This is a genomic window from Granulicella aggregans (genome assembly GCF_025685565.1).
Classification (GTDB): domain Bacteria; phylum Acidobacteriota; class Terriglobia; order Terriglobales; family Acidobacteriaceae; genus Edaphobacter; species Edaphobacter aggregans_B.
Genome location: NZ_JAGSYE010000007.1, coordinates 120,830 through 136,707 on the forward strand (window position 1 = coordinate 120,830; position 15,878 = coordinate 136,707).

At 56.6% G+C, this 15,878-nt stretch carries 13 protein-coding genes; 12 read left to right on the forward strand and 1 reads right to left on the reverse strand.

Annotated elements, in window-relative coordinates:
• The first annotated feature begins 12 nt into the window (after positions 1-12).
• The 12 genes from OHL18_RS22725 to OHL18_RS22780 all read left to right on the forward strand — a co-directional run bounded on the left by OHL18_RS22725 (position 13) and on the right by OHL18_RS22780 (position 15,117).
• On the forward strand, positions 13-465 hold the full coding sequence (locus OHL18_RS22725) for a DUF421 domain-containing protein (RefSeq protein ID WP_263377164.1): 453 nt from the start codon (positions 13-15) through the stop codon (positions 463-465).
• Complete coding sequence (locus OHL18_RS22730; protein WP_263377165.1) at positions 462-1,901, forward strand: MFS transporter; 1,440 nt, start codon at positions 462-464, stop codon at positions 1,899-1,901. Before OHL18_RS22725 ends, OHL18_RS22730 begins: the two co-directional genes overlap by 4 nt.
• 292 nt (positions 1,902-2,193) lie before the next feature.
• Positions 2,194-3,147, forward strand: coding sequence for a DUF72 domain-containing protein (locus OHL18_RS22735; protein WP_263377166.1), 954 nt, complete (start codon positions 2,194-2,196; stop codon positions 3,145-3,147).
• 411 nt (positions 3,148-3,558) lie between these two features.
• Complete coding sequence (locus tag OHL18_RS22740) at positions 3,559-4,122, forward strand: hypothetical protein (RefSeq protein ID WP_263377167.1); 564 nt, start codon at positions 3,559-3,561, stop codon at positions 4,120-4,122.
• Between the two features lie 385 nt (positions 4,123-4,507).
• Positions 4,508-5,047, forward strand: coding sequence for a hypothetical protein (locus OHL18_RS22745; protein WP_263377168.1), 540 nt, complete (start codon positions 4,508-4,510; stop codon positions 5,045-5,047).
• A 402-nt stretch (positions 5,048-5,449) separates the two neighbouring features.
• Positions 5,450-7,420 carry a PAS domain S-box protein gene (locus tag OHL18_RS22750; RefSeq protein WP_263377169.1) on the forward strand — a complete coding sequence of 657 codons (1,971 nt, stop codon included), beginning with the start codon at positions 5,450-5,452 and terminating at the stop codon, positions 7,418-7,420.
• A 565-nt stretch (positions 7,421-7,985) separates the two neighbouring features.
• Positions 7,986-8,594 carry a PIG-L deacetylase family protein gene (locus tag OHL18_RS22755; RefSeq protein WP_263377176.1) on the forward strand — a complete coding sequence of 203 codons (609 nt, stop codon included), beginning with the start codon at positions 7,986-7,988 and terminating at the stop codon, positions 8,592-8,594.
• Positions 8,591-9,166 carry a nodulation S family protein gene (locus tag OHL18_RS22760; protein WP_263377170.1) on the forward strand — a complete coding sequence of 192 codons (576 nt, stop codon included), beginning with the start codon at positions 8,591-8,593 and terminating at the stop codon, positions 9,164-9,166. The genes OHL18_RS22755 and OHL18_RS22760 overlap by 4 nt, the downstream gene beginning before the upstream one ends.
• Positions 9,117-9,878 carry a glycosyltransferase gene (locus OHL18_RS22765; protein WP_263377177.1) on the forward strand — a complete coding sequence of 254 codons (762 nt, stop codon included), beginning with the start codon at positions 9,117-9,119 and terminating at the stop codon, positions 9,876-9,878. The genes OHL18_RS22760 and OHL18_RS22765 overlap by 50 nt, the downstream gene beginning before the upstream one ends.
• A 741-nt stretch (positions 9,879-10,619) precedes the next feature.
• Positions 10,620-10,769: a hypothetical protein gene (locus OHL18_RS22770; protein WP_263377171.1), complete on the forward strand. Its 150-nt coding sequence runs from the start codon at positions 10,620-10,622 to the stop codon at positions 10,767-10,769.
• A gap of 1,035 nt (positions 10,770-11,804) precedes the next feature.
• Entirely contained in the window at positions 11,805-12,242 is a 438-nt protein-coding gene (locus OHL18_RS22775; RefSeq protein WP_263377178.1) for a response regulator, read from the forward strand.
• 154 nt (positions 12,243-12,396) lie between these two features.
• Complete coding sequence (locus OHL18_RS22780; protein WP_263377172.1) at positions 12,397-15,117, forward strand: PAS domain-containing sensor histidine kinase; 2,721 nt, start codon at positions 12,397-12,399, stop codon at positions 15,115-15,117.
• A gap of 137 nt (positions 15,118-15,254) precedes the next feature.
• Here OHL18_RS22780 and OHL18_RS22785 read toward each other — a convergent pair whose 3' ends face one another.
• Positions 15,255-15,644 carry a helix-turn-helix domain-containing protein gene (locus OHL18_RS22785; protein ID WP_263377173.1) on the reverse strand — a complete coding sequence of 130 codons (390 nt, stop codon included), beginning with the start codon at positions 15,642-15,644 and terminating at the stop codon, positions 15,255-15,257.
• Positions 15,645-15,878: the final 234 nt, after the last annotated feature.

Genomic DNA, 15,878 nt, shown 5'->3' on the forward strand with positions numbered 1-15,878 from the left:
TTTAGGAGCAATATGTTCACGATCCTCTATGCAGTCGCGGGATACTTTTTCTTGATGCTGATGGTCAGACTGCTCACGCGGCGGCCTGGAGCCCAAATGACCATGTTTGAATTTGTAATCGTGTTCCTAGTTGGCGGAGTCATCATTCTGGCTGTCACGGGTGGGGACCGGTCGATCACTAATTGTGGAATGGCCATTCTGACTGTGGGGCTGCTCCACAACATGGTGGCCTGGATAAAAGCACGCTCTCCTCGCTTTGGAGCAATCGTGGACGGAACTCCACTTGTTTTATTGAAGGATGGTGCGTGGGTCGATGAGGTAATGCGAGGCATGAAGATGGCACCCGAAGACATCATGGCGGCCGCCCGGATGAAGGGCCTCAATTCGATTTTCGACATCAAGTACGCCATCCTCGAGCGTAACGGAACGATCAGCATCATCAAGGCGAAGAAGGAAACCGCATGAGCGCGTCGGAACAAGAGCGAGAGATCGAAACTGATATCCCCGAGCGCATGGACCGGCTCCCATGGTCGAGGTGGCATGTCCGCATTATCACAGCCCTTGGAACTTCATGGCTCCTGGACGGACTTGAAGTGACCCTCGTCGGTTCTTTGTCCGGAGTTTTGGAAAGCAAACACGGGTTATCGCTGACAGATCCACAAGTGACGGCGGCGGCAACAATCTATTTAGCTGGAGCAGTTTGCGGTGCGCTCTTCTTCGGCCACTTGACAGACCGACTGGGACGGAAAAAGCTTTTCCTCGTTACATTGGCTACCTATTCCGTAGCGACGATATGCACGGCTCTATCGATGAACTTCTTCTTCTTTGCCTTTTGCCGCTTCTTTACGGGCTTAGGAATTGGCGGTGAGTACGCCGCCATCAACTCCGCCGTCGACGAGCTGATCCCGGGCAAGGTGCGCGGAACTGTGGATCTCTTCGTGAATGCAACGTTTTGGATTGGGGCTACTGTCGGATCGATTGCCGCTTTTATACTGCTAGGCGGGCATGGCCTTCCCCTCGACAAAAGCTGGCGGTACGCCTTTGGAATCGGTGGCGCACTCGGGCTGGGTGTGCTGCTGCTCCGGTTGAAGGTTCCGGAGAGTCCGCGCTGGCTGATGTTGCGAGGGAAGGAAGAGGATGCGAATCGCGTCGTTGACGCGATTGAGGTGGAAGTCAAAGGAAGTGGAAAGCAAATCACTGCGCCAACTGTCAAGAAACTGAAGCTCACCACCCGGGATCACACGCCGTTCGTCGACATCTTCAAGAACATGGTGGGAGAGAATCGGACCCGCTCGTTCCTCGGCTTGGCACTCATGGTGGGTCAGTCCTTCTTCTTCAATGCAGTCTTTTTTACGTATGCTCTGATCGGCAAAAAGTTCTATCACATCAGCGATCAAAGCCTGCCGCTTCAACTTCTTCCGTTTGCCATCGCCAGTTTTTTAGGGCCACTGATCCTGGGCAGGCTTTTTGACACGATCGGCCGCAAGCCGATGATCACTGCCACATATGGTATCGCCGGGCTGATGCTTGCTGGCGTCTGCTATCCCTTTGCGCACGGGACAATCGGCCTTAAGGGGCTTGGCATTTGCTTTGCAATTATCTTCTTCGTCGCATCATCGGCGGCCAGCGCTGCCTATCTTACCGTCAGCGAGATCTTCCCGCTTGAGATGAGGGCCTTCGCCATCGCTGTGTTCTACGCCATCGGAACTCTCATTGGAGGTGTCGGCGCTCCTCTGCTGTTCGGAGAACTGATCTCGACAGGGTCGAAGGTCCACGTTGCCGAAGGATGGGCGCTAGGGGCTGCGTTGATGCTAATCGCAGCGGCCATGGAAGGCTGGGTCGGCGTCGAAGCTGCTGGCCAATCACTTGAGTCAGTGTCGAAACCCCTTCAAAGTCGTTGATCTAGAGGGTTCAAACCTAGGCAGTGGCAAAGGCCACGAGAGAACGCTGAGAGCGATCAACCTGCTCGTTCCCGTAAGCCGAGCGCATTGCTGGTATCGACTGCCGATCTTTTGGGGTTTTATGGTCAGTGCCTCCTTGGCGGTCATTGCCGGCGCGGCACAAGCCATATGAGGAGTGTCAGCAGAGTGGAAATCCCTCGAAGATCTTGCATGAGACTGGCTAGTCTCGGATGCCATCTCACTAGAGATGAACCCACCGGGGCTGAGGCGCGGATAAAGCATCTTAACCGGTATGAGCAAGGCACCTCAGCGAAGTCGGATTCACATTGGAATTTCCGGGTGGCGATATGCCGCTTGGCGGGGGAAGTTCTATCCAGAGGGCCTGGCCCAAAGGCGTGAGTTGGAGTTCGCCGCAAAGACATTCTCGTCGGTAGAGATCAATGGAACCTTCTATTCGCTGCAGCGGCCAAGCTCATTTGAGCAGTGGGCGAGCGAGACACCGGAAGGCTTTGTCTTTGCGGTGAAGGGTGGACGGTTCATCACTCATATGAAAAAGCTGACAGGGGTGGAGACTGCCCTGGCCAACTTCTTCGCGTCCGGTGTGCTCGCCCTAGGGCCGAAGACAGGTCCGTTTCTTTGGCAGCTGCCGCCGATGATGAAATTCAACCAAGGCCCCTATGACACGGCGCGCTATGAGAGCTTCTTTACGCTGCTGCCACGGACAGTGCGTTCGGCGGCGAGGCTAGCGAGGCAGTGTGACGAGCGCATACTGGGCCGAGCTTTTCTGAAGCCAGAGGTAAAGAAGGACGACGATCCTCCGCTGCGGCATGCGATTGAGGTTCGGCATGAGTCGTTTGTGCAGCCTGAATTCGTCGAACTGCTGCGGAAGCATGACGTGGGGTTGGTGATTGCGGATACGGTGGAGTGGCCGCTGCTGATGGATGTGACCTCGGACTTTGTTTACATACGACTGCATGGGTCGGAGCAACTCTACTCAAGCGGGTATGAGGCAGATGCTATCGAAGTTTGGGCGAAACGGGTGATTGCCTTTGCTACCGGAGAAGCCGCGGAGGGGCGGTATGCCGGGACGGCTGTTGGGAATGGTAAGCCTCGTGATGTCTATGTTTACTTCGATAACGATGCGAAGGTGAGAGCGCCGGTGGACGCGCAGGCATTGAAGCGAAGAGTGGATGAATTACTACAGGTGCCCCCGACTAGCTTAGTGGTCTCGGGAAAGAGACCATAACGACGCCGGGTGGAGGCAAAGGGTCTGCCTCGTCAACCACCGAACCGTATGTGCCATCACAAAGACAGCATCAACTTTGGGAGGTCTGCTGACTGCAATCGAGATTGGGAAGGGGGCGGACTTGAACCGACGTGAAGAGGAACACTGATCATCTCGGTCCCGTTCATCGTGGCCACAAGGTTGTAGGCTTGCTCAAGCTCGTCGGCAGCTTCGATCTGCCGTGGCGTCAGGTTGACGCCTTGTCTTTCGGTGTGAGTATGCCGCTGCATGGTCACCGCTGGCCAGTTTTGCTTCCTAATCAATACACTTGTTCGGAACCGCTGTGTATGAAATCCATGGTAAGCGTTATCTGCCGTACCTTCGCTGGTTCAAGTTGCCAAGGCACTCCTGACGGCATCGAAATTAAAAGCTATGGACCAGATGGGCACACCGGTACCTCTTCGCCAAGTATTGCGGAACATCGTGCGCGAACCTGTAAAGACTTTAGTTCCCCCGTGGAGTTGGAAGGCGGCGGCTTTTGCCGCTGCTGTGCGTGGAGCAGCCTTTTTCCTTACCAATCTTCAAGCAGGGCGAGGAGAAGCAACGAAGGCCCTCGTCGTTGAGGCCGTATTTGCCTTTGTCACAGGAGGACTGATCGGAGTCATCTCCCAGCAGTTACGGAACGCTGAACCTCTGTGGGCGACGGCCGCAGTGGTCTGGGTCGGCCTGCCGGGCGTTATGCTTCTCACACAATCGGGAGTTCACCGGCTTGCACACACACCTCACCTCAGCGGTGGACTTGTTCTTTCATTTTTCGTGTCTGCGATCTCAGCAGCCTTCAGTTGGTACGCCATGCGTCATGGTGCAATGTTGGGGGGATCTGAAGAGACGACTATTCTTCACGACATAGAAGTTTTGCCGAAGATCCTCCTAGACTTCTTGTTCGCTGGCCCCAACCTGGTGGCTTCGGCCCTGCGGACAAAGCGTCACGGTTAGATTCCGGAGCGCCACGAACTGGGCTATCCTCGGGACCTTTATGCTTCTCCGCGCAACCGAGTGGTGACTCTTGAGTTTAAGATTCAGGCAGCCTTTTAGCTCCTATCGCGATCCAACTTCAGGGATCTACTCAATAGATAAACCGAGGAGGACCCCGATGCGTTTTTGCGCCAATGCGCTCCGTCTCTTGACCGTCTTGAGCTCTCTCCTTGCTGCTTCGTTGAAAGCAGAACCCATTCCAGTGCGATACGGACAAGGGTCGAGTCATGGTTTTCTCGCACTCAAAACTCTCGACGGCGTGACAATCGCAACAGGAGAGTCGACTCAGGTCGTCAGCAGAGGCAAAGTGACATCTCGGTTGATATTCCGCTTCAAGGATGGGTCTGTGGATGACGACGTAACGGTCTTCACGCAGGATAAGGTTTTTCGCTTGTTGACCGACCATCACATTCAACATGGCCCTTCGTTTCCTAAGCCGATCGACTTCCTGATCGATATGACCAGTGGCGACCTCACATTTAAGGCGGAGGATGGCAGCATCTCGAAGGAGCATATGGATCTCCCGTCTGATGTCGCTAATGGACTTCCGCCGAATCTGCTGTTGAACATCCTTCCTTCGACACCTCAGACCAGAGTCTCCTATATCGCGCCGGGCAAAAAGGCGCGACTCATCCATATCTCGATCAGACCGGCGGGGACCATCCCCTTCAAAGTCGGAACATTCCGGCGAAAAGCGACAGACTTCGCGCTCCATGTTGAACTGGGTGGCGTAACAGGAGTAATTGCGCCGATTATCGGCAAGCAGCCCTCGGACTACCATATCTGGCTCCAGGCGGGTAATCCTCCCGCGTTCGTTCGCGAGGAAGGAGCGCTGTACGAAGGAGGGCCGATCTGGAGAATGGAGCAAATAAGCCCTTCCTTTTAGGAGTCATTGCTCGGGCGATACGATGTCAGCATGGGATATTAGCCTCGGTCTGAGGCTGCGCTACATCTGCCCTCCGCGACAAATATGGCAGACCCTGCGCACATGCACTTTTATTTTTAATACAATGACATCGCGGATATACACGAGCGAAACTTGGCTGCTTCCATCTTTGAAAGAGGACAGAAGGCCGTGTCTGTAATGATTCCGCAAATGAAACTCTAACAAGGGACAGGGTCGATGTCGACTAACGAAAATCGAATCCACCGCCTCGGGATTGACGCGCAGGGTAAAGTACCTGGGTGGATGACCGTGCATGAGAACTAATGCGGCGACGGTGTGCACCACGACTGACTCCATTTCATTGAGCTTTTCATCCGCGAGATAGACACAAGGAACTGATCGATGAGCGTTCCGGGGACATCAAATTCTGTTCGAGAGGCAGGTTTTGTTGTAGGCAGCCCACTCAGCGTTGTCCCGCTCAGCACTGCAGAGGTATCGCTGCGGGAACGCGAAAGGGAGCTTGAAGAGGCGCACCGGATTGCGCGTCTGGGGACTTGGAAGTGGGTGAAGGCGACGAATGTGCTCACATGGTCGCCGGAGGTGTACCGGATCTATGGGTGCGACCCGACACTGCCTCCTCCGCGTGGGGACGCGACCCGCAAGTTGACGGGCGAGAAGAGCTGGGAGGCCATCACTACGGCGCTGCAACGCGCCTTCGACTACGGGGAGCCTTACGAGCTCGACCTATCGATCACCAACACCAGCGGCGAACCCCGCTGGGTCCAGGCACGGGGGGAGGTGGCCGAGCGCGACGCCAATGGAGCGGTGACGGTGCTGCGCGGGACAGTGCAGGACATTACCGAACGAAAGCAGAACGAAGCGCGGTTGGAACAGTTGACGGACAGACTGCTCGAGACGGAGTCGCGGTTCCAGCGCCTTTACGAAGCGAATCTGATGGGCATCTGCTACCCGGATAGGTTCGGTGCTTTCTCGGACGGCAACGACGAGTTTCTCCGTGTAGTGGGATACACGAGAGCGGACCTGAAGGCGGGCCTCGTGCGGTGGGACACGATGACGCCGCCGGAGTATGCCGAGCTGGATGCGAGGCACATCGGCGAGGCGGCCGAACGCGGAAGCTGCACGCCCTATGAAAAGGAGTACATCCGCAAGGACGGATCGCGCGTGCCAATCATGTGCGGATATGCCCTGCTGGAGGGTTCAGAGGATGAGTACATCGGGTTCATCAGCGATCTGAGCGCGCAGAAAGAGGCCGAGCATGCAATGGCGGAGCGCGAGCGAAGGTTTCGCGAGCTGGCGGAGAGTCTGCCGGAGTTGGTTTGGGAGTCGGATGCGAGTGGCGCGGTGACCTACTTCAACCACAACTTCCGGCTCTTTTCCGGCTTTGAGCTGGCAGATATTCGAGGCAGAGAGATTAGGGAATTGGTGCATCCGGAGGACGAGCCAAGAACGTCCGCGCACTGGATGCGATGTGTGCAGGCTGGCGAACCGTACGAGAACGAGCATCGGATGCGGCGGAAGGACGGGTCCTATCGGGCGTTTCTGGCGCGTGCTGTTGCAGTCCGCAATGACGCGGGCGAGATCGTGCGCTGGCTCGGGACGGCCACGGACATCCACGATCAGAAGCTAGCAGAAGAGGCGTTGCGACGCACGGAAAAGCTCGCTGCTGCCGGACGCCTTGCGGCGAGCATGGCGCACGAGATTAATAATCCGCTGGAATCGGTGACGAACTCGCTCTTCCTGGCCCTTCAGGACAAGACGTTGCCCGCAGACACGCGGGCTTATCTCGAGCTAGCTGACAGGGAGTTGCGGCGTGTTGCCCATGTGACCACGCAGACGCTGCAGTTTCACCGTCAGTCGAGGTTCGCGGCAGTCGAGGACTTGGGCAGCCTGATGGACTCAGCTGTCGCATTGTTCGAGGTACGCGCGGCGACCGTAGGTGTGATTTTGGAACGCGACTATCGCTGTGCTGGACGGCTGTACTGTTGTGGCGATGAGGTCCGGCAAGTATTTGCAAACCTGCTGAGCAACGCTCTGGATGCAGTCCGGGGCGGTGGGAAGATCAGGGTGAGGATCGCCCGCGTGAAGGGCTGGGACGAGGCAAGGACGGAGGGATTGCGCGTGTCGGTAGGGGACACAGGACAAGGAATTCCAGTCGAGATCCGAGAAAAGATCTTCGAGGCCTTTGTGACGACGAAGGACGCGACAGGCACGGGATTGGGCCTATGGGTGTCGTTGGGCATCATACAGAAGCATGGCGGAAGGATAGCGATGCGCACCCGTCTGGGTCAGGGAACTGTCTTCAGCTTGTTCCTGCCAATAGACGGTCTACCGGCCAGGCTTGTACCGAGCTAGAACGAATCCAGTATCCGCGAAGCTCATCGCTGCCTGAATTCGACCGTGTCCAGGCCAGGCTGTTTGATGAACGTGTGTAGAGGTTTCGGGTATTTCGAGCTGGGGTCTTGTACGGGTTGCGCCGTGCTCGGATACATCTTGGCCTGTTCCTGCGCGGTGGCCACTGTCCAAACGCAGGCGGAACCGCAACCGCCGCTAAACCTGATCCCAAGGCACCAATCATTTGTCGACGCGATAAAGACTTCTCTGAATTTTCCCGTTCCTCGGCCATCACACGGTCCTCTGACGTTCCGAGCTAGATAAAGCTCATGTTGTCGCGAGACACTAAAGAGCTCCATATACCTCGACCTTATTGCGACCCAAACTCAGTAGGTTGTTTGTCCTAATCCGACGATTCGCAAGAACAGCAAGGTGGGTTTTCATTGTTTGGTCGCCACTACGTTTACGCCGAGAACGCCATCGCACGATCAAGCATCAGATAAGCATGGTTGTTCCTATCTGTGGAAAGCATGACTGGGAGCATGTCTTGACAGGTCTCCCGGCCTTTTGTCCCGGCTCGGCACCGATGCTCGTGATAAGTCCTCACCCTGACGACGAGACGTTAACTGTGGGCGGTCTGATTTATGCGCAGCGCGAAAGAGACTTGCCAATTACGATAGTCGCGGTTACTGATGGGGAAAATGCATATGACGGATACGCTGGGCTCGGCGAACTCCGCGTAAGAGAGCAGACACAGGCGGCTGCGCGTCTCCGAATCGAAAGCGAATATCTGCTGCGGTTACAGATCACAGACAGCAAGGTAAGCCAAGAGCGATCGAGCGTCGTCGAACGGCTTCTGCCTTTCGTCACGCCACGGACGCATATTCTGGCCCCCTGGCCTTTTGACTTTCATCCCGACCACGAGGCCTGTGGTGTCGCTGCGCGGGAGCTCGCCGAAAGGACGGGTGCGCGCCTTGCTTTCTACTTCTTTTGGACGTGGCACCGTGGCACGCCAGAACTTTTGGAAGGCCTTCGCCTCCATGCGTTTCCGCTCAATGTCGACCAGCGGACCGCTAAGGCAGAAGCATTGGCGTTTCATGCATCACAGCTTCATCATCCGTCCGGTGATCCCATACTGCATGACATTCATCTTTGGCCCGCTTTCCTCCCATTCGAGTTTTACCTTCCCGCATGATCTATGACGTCACCTCCAAAGCGTTCTTTGAAGCCAAGTACCAGGACTGCGAGGACCCGTGGAGTTTCGCTACAAGTTCGTACGAGCGTGAGCGGTATGAGGCTATCCTATCTGCGGTTGGTGGCCGACGCTATCGACGCGCGTTTGAGCCAGGCTGTTCTATCGGAGTCTTGACGGCGATGCTGGCGCGGATCTGTGACAGCGTGGAGGCAATGGATATTTCTCCGACCGCTATAGCGCAAGCCCGCGAGCGAACGCAACATCTTGATAATGTGCGAACAACCTGCGGAGCCCTTCCGGCCTTCATACCGTCTGGGACTTTCGACCTTATCGTATTCAGCGAAATTGGCTATTACTTTACGGAAGAGGATCTGTTCGCCGTCGCAACAGCTGTCACCAGCCGGGTGAGCACGTCTGGTGTCTTTGTCGCCGCGCACTGGCTTGGCGACTCATCCGATCATTTGCTCTCCGGAGACCGCGTTCATGAAATCCTCAATCAGGTTCCAGACTTCATCCTGCGGCATGGACAACGCCATACCGGTTTTCGACTTGACGTCTGGACGCGAGGATAGTTGGCACATCTCAGTGCTTATTCCCGCACGCAATGAAGAGGCTCTTCTGCCTCGCTGCCTATTCTCTGTGCAACGTGCACGCTTAAAGCTGCCACCGGAAGTTACAAGCGACGTCATCGTGGTCGATGATGCATCATCTGACCGGACGAGAGCGATAGCTGAAAGCATCCTTAGAGACGAAGGTGCCGTTGTTAGCACAACTGAGGGAGGAGTTGGCAGCGCTCGCTCCCTCGCGGCGAGCATTGCTCTCGGGAGATATAAAGGTCCCGCTCATCTGCACTGGCTTGCCAATACAGATGCGGACTGCTGCGTTCCCGAGACATGGTTGCTGGATCAACTCGCCATCGCCGAGACCAATGTCCAAGCTATTGCAGGCATCATCAGCGTAGATAGCTTCAGTGAGCACCAGCCAGAGGTCGCTGAGCGCTTCAGTTCCAGTTATCTGATTCACGCCGACGGTTCTCACCCTCATGTACATGGCGCGAACCTTGGCGTGCGCGCAGATGCATACCTTCGTGCGGGTGGCTGGAGTTCCTTGCCTACAGCGGAGGACCACGATTTATGGAACCGCCTCCACACTACGGGTTCTCTGCGCGTCTCGCTCGGGAGCGTCCGAGTGGTCACCAGCGGACGCCGCGTTGGCCGTGCACCCCTCGGCTTCGCCCAAGCTCTGGCCGCGCACAATAACGAAGAACTCGAGGCAGCTGAGTGAGTCTCATCGACGAAGTCAGGGATATCACGGCTTCGCCGCTGCCATTGCCAGGGCACGGGCAGACGTCCGAGCGACATCGTTTCCTCTTTGAGACCGGGCGGCGCAACCTCTCCCTCGCGCGACTCGCTGAGGCCCATTGGGACGCAGTCGCCATCCTTAGCGAGGCTGGTCACGAAGTTGCTCCTAATGCAATCTATGGCGTTTGGGCTGCCGAAATCCCCGGTCGCTCCCTGCATCTCGGGGGTCAGACGCTATCAGGCAAGAAGCCGTTTTGCAGCGGAGCTGGGCTTATCGATCGAGCTTTGGTAACGGTTGGTGACCCAGAACATCTATTGATTGACGTTGACCTCCGGCAACCCAATTTCGAGTTTGACCGCTCAGAGTGGCACGCACAAGCGTTCTCTGAAACGAGCACATGCACCGTAGCCTTCAATGCCATCAGGTTTTCTAAGAGGGATATTGTTGGTCCGGCAGGCTTCTATCTTAATCGTCCGGGTTTCTGGCATGGCGCTTGCGGACCTGCCGCATGTTGGGCCGGCGGCGCTGCAGGACTCGTAGACTGGGCCGCGAACCAGACGCGCAGTGATCCTCACACCCTGGCGCACTTTGGCGCGATGCGGTCCAGCCTTTGGGCGCTGGAAACCCTTCTGGATGCCGTGGGTGCAGAGATAGATCGAAGTCCAACGGACGGGGTTGCTGCTCGCATCCGCGCGCTCCGCGTCCGTCATCTCGTAGAGGTTCATGCCACCGACATACTTCGCCGTCTTGCGCGGGCCTACGGTCCGCACCCTCTCGCCTTCGACGAAGCAGTATCAGTGCGCTATCAGGAGCTCGATCTCTATCTTCGACAATCTCATGCCGAACGCGACCTACACAGGCTCGGAGAATTAGAGCGGATGCCTGTGTGATCTACCACGACTGAAACCGTCATTGGCTTTGAAGCGGTTTTGAAACCGCTTCGAGGCTCTTGCCGGCTGCTTCAATGAAGTGCTCGCATATTGCTGCGGCAATCATGAGCGCCGCGCCAAGTGCATAGCCCGCGGCTACGGGGAAGCGAGAGCCGGTATTGATGAGGAGGCCAAATAGAATCGGAGCTCCGACACCAGCCACGAGGGGTCATGAGCCGGTTCTTTGTGGTCCGGCGAAGCTGAGATTGGAGGCAGCAATGCAGAGTTGTGGTAAATCGAAGTCTTCTGAATGTGCCTCATCCGCGGGCACTTTGGCCAACGACTTTTTACACGTCGGCATCTATTTCGTATGCCGATCGAACAGGTAAAACCAAACGAGCCGAACTTCCGCCGGGTTCTCGTTCTGTTCTGCGTGACCATTGTCGCTGTTCTGATCCTCGCTCTTGTATTTGTCAAGTTCGATGGCAATCACTTTTCGCTAGGACATCCATCCCGACAGTCAAAGACTTCCTTCGTGGCCTTTCGAACTCCGCAAGTGTTTGCTTGAAGGGGCCGGCGTTTTGCGGATGCCACCATCGCAAGCGTAAAAAATGGGCCTTGCGGGCGCCTCCACGCGCCGGGCAAGGATACGAAGATCGTCGGTCGCCGCTAGCAACAGTCTCCTTCGTCATATCGTTTCAGAGTCTTATCAAACGTTGCCCCTAACCCCTACCATCGCGAGAAGAGACTGACGGAGTTAGCCCGCTGCCCCAGCATCCTCGATCAATACTGAACGCAAAAAGTGTCCGAACGCAATCAACAATCTGTCGCTTAACTGATATAACTTTTGACATCACGCACTATACGACGAGTGCTGCTCGAATCATTCAATATTCGGTATAGGGAGAAGGTCTGAAAAGACGGTTGAACTCATGGACCGGTAATCTGTGGGCAGGACTAGCGAGTCTGACGCGCGTGTTCTTCAGTTGTCTATCTGCCACCGGGGGAGAAGACTATGGGCAAATCGACGGGTCGTTTAATGCGCGAGGGGAGGATCATTGTTGCTGACGACGAACAGGTCATTGCGAACACGTTGGCCATCATCCTGAATCAAGCCGGTTTTAGCGCGCAGGCCGTCTATAGCGGTGAGAGTGCCCTCGAAGCTCTGAGCTCTTTCGAGCCAGACATGCTCATTAGTGACGTGATTATGCCTGGAATGACCGGCATTGAAGTTGCCATGCGGACACGCGAGATTTTGCCTACGTGCAAGATCTTGCTGTTTTCAGGGCAAGCAGCTACCTCTGATCTTCTGGAAACTGCACGGGCTAAGGGGCATAATTTTGAAATTCTTGCGAAGCCGGTTCACCCGGCTGACCTGCTGGCGAAATTACGATCGTTCGACTCAGATAGGGGTTCGGACTCTCGTCGTAGCGAATCCGGCGTTTCGGGGGATAAGGGCGGAAATTGGGCAATCTGAGAACATCATTCCCGCTACTCTGCGTCCGACTCGAGAATCTCATTGTTCGATCGAATCTCTAACGGCCGCAGGTCCATCTATCGCTTGACCCATGGGCGCACCTCCTCGATAGAATCGACTGGTTACATCCCCAATGGGTTCGATTGGAGGCGTCATGCTTATCGGGCAAGCCTCGACACTGCAGGTTGACGATCCGCTGAAGCCGAACAGCGAACGTATCTTTGCCGACGGAGAGATGGCCGAGCGGATACGCCGTCACCCATGGGAGACGACCGCGATCGGCGCGATATCCGGGTGGTCTGAAACCCTTCTCTGCGCTGTCAATATGATGCTGGAGAGCCAGTTCCCCATGCTCCTGATCTGGGGGCCGGAGATGGTCGTGCTTTACAACGATGCCTGCCGGCCGCTGGAGGGTGAAAGACATCCTGATGCTCTGGGGCAAACCGGGCAGGAATGTTGGCCAGAAGCGTGGCATATTCTGGCCCCGAAGCTGAGGTCGGTTCTGGAGCGGGGCGCGAAACTTTACTTCGAGAACGAGCTGATTCCGATCTTGCGGCAGGGAGCCCTGACGGATCTCTACTGGACATACAGCTATAGTCCCGTTCGAGATTCGGCGGGTGCCATTTGCGGCATCCTTGCCGTCTCCCACGATGTTACGGCGAAGCTGAAAGCGGAACGCGAGCGTGACACCATCGCGGCAAACCTGAAGAACGTGCTGGAGAGCACGACCGATGGGCTTGTGGTCTTGGACAAGCAGGGCCGGTACACCTATGTGAACGAGCAGGCGGCGCGGATCGTTGCGTTGCGGCCTGAGGAGATGATTGGCAAAGCGCAGTGGGAACTCTTTCCGCATGCAGCGGAGTCGGAGTTCGGCAGGCAATACCGCGAGGCTGTAGAAACCGGGATACCGCGCCACTTCGACAACTTCTATCCAGAGCCGCTGAACGCCTGGTTCGAATGTCACTGCTATCCATCGGAACATGGCGTTTCCATCTACTTCCGGGATGTAACTGAGAAGAAAGAAACGGAGCGAGCTCTCCGGGCCAGTGAGTCGCGTTTCCGCAAACTCTTCGAGTCGGACATGATGGGAGTCGCCATCCCGGACCGGTTTGGCGCTTTCCGTGAGAGCAACGATGAACTCCTTAGAATGACCGGCTACACGCGCGAGGACCAGGAAGCGGGCCTGGTGCGATGGGACACGATGACGCCTCCTGAGTATGCCGACCTGGACCGTGCGCATATCCAGGAGGCCGCCAAGCGCGGAAGTTGTACGCCTTACGAGAAGGAGTACATCCGCAAGGATGGCAGTCGTGTACCGATCTTGTGCGGCTATGCCCTCTTGGAGGAGACCGAGGATGAGTACGTCGGTTTCGTGCTAGATCTTAGCGAACAAAGGCAGGCAGAGCGCGGGCTGCGAGAACGGGAGGAGCGTTTTCGTGCCCTGGCGGAGAGCCTGCCTCAACTTGTCTGGATGGCGAACTCCAAGGGTGAAACCACGTATTGCAATCAACGCGTCTTTGAGTACTTCGGGGTCGTAGCGAGCGAGACGGATATTCCCTTGTGGCGGGAACGCTTCCATCCCGAGGACATGGAAGACACCTTTGCCGCCTGGCGCAAATCGATAGAACGGTCCGAGCCGTACCAGGTCGAGTACCGTCTGCGCCGGCATGACGGCACCTACCGGCACTTTCTTGCACGAGCAGTTCCCGTGCGGAACGAAGCCGGGAATATAGAACGCTGGATCGGCAGTTGTACGGATATTCACGAACAGAAGCTTGCGGAACGCGGGCTGCGGGAGCGCGAGGAACGCTTTCGTATCCTCGCCGATAGCCTGCCCCAGCTTATCTGGATGACCAATGGTTTGGGCGAGAACACGTACTGCAATCAGCGCTATCTGGACTACCTGGGCGTGACGGAGGCCGAGAGACCAAACATTCAGTGGCTGGAACTGGTGCACCCGGAGGATCTCGCCCCGACACTGAAGCTCTGGAACCACTCCGTCGAAACCGGCGAGCCCTATTTGAACGAATTCCGTTTGCGGCGGAAGGATGGCCTCTTCCGGTACTTCCTCGCGAGGGCAGTTCCCTTCAGGAACGACGGGGGCCAGATAGAACGGTGGATCGGGAGCTTAACCGATACTCACGAGCAGAGGCTGGCCGAGGATGCGTTGCGCAAGTCGGAGAAGCTGGCGACGGCCGGTCGGCTCGCCGCCAGCATCGCACACGAGATCAACAATCCTCTGGCAGGCGTCACCAACTCCCTGTATCTCGCGCTGCAGGACGACTCGCTCAAGGCGGATACGAAGAGCTATCTCAAGACTGCCGAAGAGGAACTGAGGCGAGTCGCGCACATCACCACACAGACTCTCCAATTTCACAGACAGTCGACCTCACCGGCGCCGACCGACATCTGCGATATCGTCGACTCGGTCCTTGCTCTCTTCGGGCAGCGGCTGGCGAGTAAGAACATCCGCGTGAACGCCGAATGCGAACGGGGAGCGGTTGCAACTTGTCTTGGCGGCGAGGTGCGCCAGGTGATCGCCAACATCGTCGGCAACGCGATGGACGCGATGCCACACGGCGGATCTCTTCGTTTGAGGGTGAAGAGAACCAGGAGCTGGGCGAAGGAGCGTTCCTACGGCGTAAAGATCGTTGTCGCCGACTCCGGACACGGAATCTCTCCGGCAGTTATGGAGCGCCTCTTCGAGCCCTTCGTCTCTACGAAAGAAGCTACCGGAATCGGACTCGGCCTTTGGGTATCGCAGGGGATCGTGCGTAAACACGGGGGCACCATACGAGTCCGCAGCAAAGCCAAGCCTCAGCCTTCGGGTACAGTCTTCGCGGTTTTCATCCCATCGGCGTCGACGGTTCTATGAGTCCTCCCAATGAAATGCACAAGTAAGTCACCGCTTCAATCGGACGTTCGCACTCTGAAACATGGCGATTCCAAGCCGCGCATCGATTATCGATAAAAGCCGAGTCACTCTTCGACACTGTGGTTGTTAGCGACCATCTATTTCTTTGGTCTCAAGAAGAGGGAAGTATGGGCCTCAGATTTGTCAGCGACTTCGAACTCTGCAAAGGTCTCGCGTGAGACCTCGATGCTGTGGCGATCCAGCAGAACCTCCGCGGCGAGTGTCGGTCCGAAGTCCCGATAGCTCTGCCGCACCAGTTCGAGAACCAGCTCACGGGTGCCTGCGCTCAACCTGTTGCTCGCCGGGTGGCCGCGGCTCTCGTGAATCAGGGCACCGCCACCGCCGTCACGGTATCTCGCCACTAGCCGCTGCGCCTGTCTCAAGCTCACGCCCAACACGCCAGCCGCCGACTCCGTCGTGCGATTGCGAGCGAGCACTTCGGTCAAGACGTCACCCGCTGCAACTCCTGCTTGCTCATCTGTAGCCAACCCATCTGCGCCTCCGAACCCTCAACTCAGGATGGGGCAGCGACACTTTGGCTTTGCAGAGCTACGACATTATTGCTTTGCGCTTACAAGAGTATGTTGTAGCTCATTAGAAATGACAGGGTGGCTAGCCCATTAGAAATGTCAGTATAGGCCTATCTGTTGAAGTACTTGTTGAATAATCCTTCGTCGTCGTGCGGTGCGTAATGTGGGAATCGACGTTCTTTGTCGATTTCC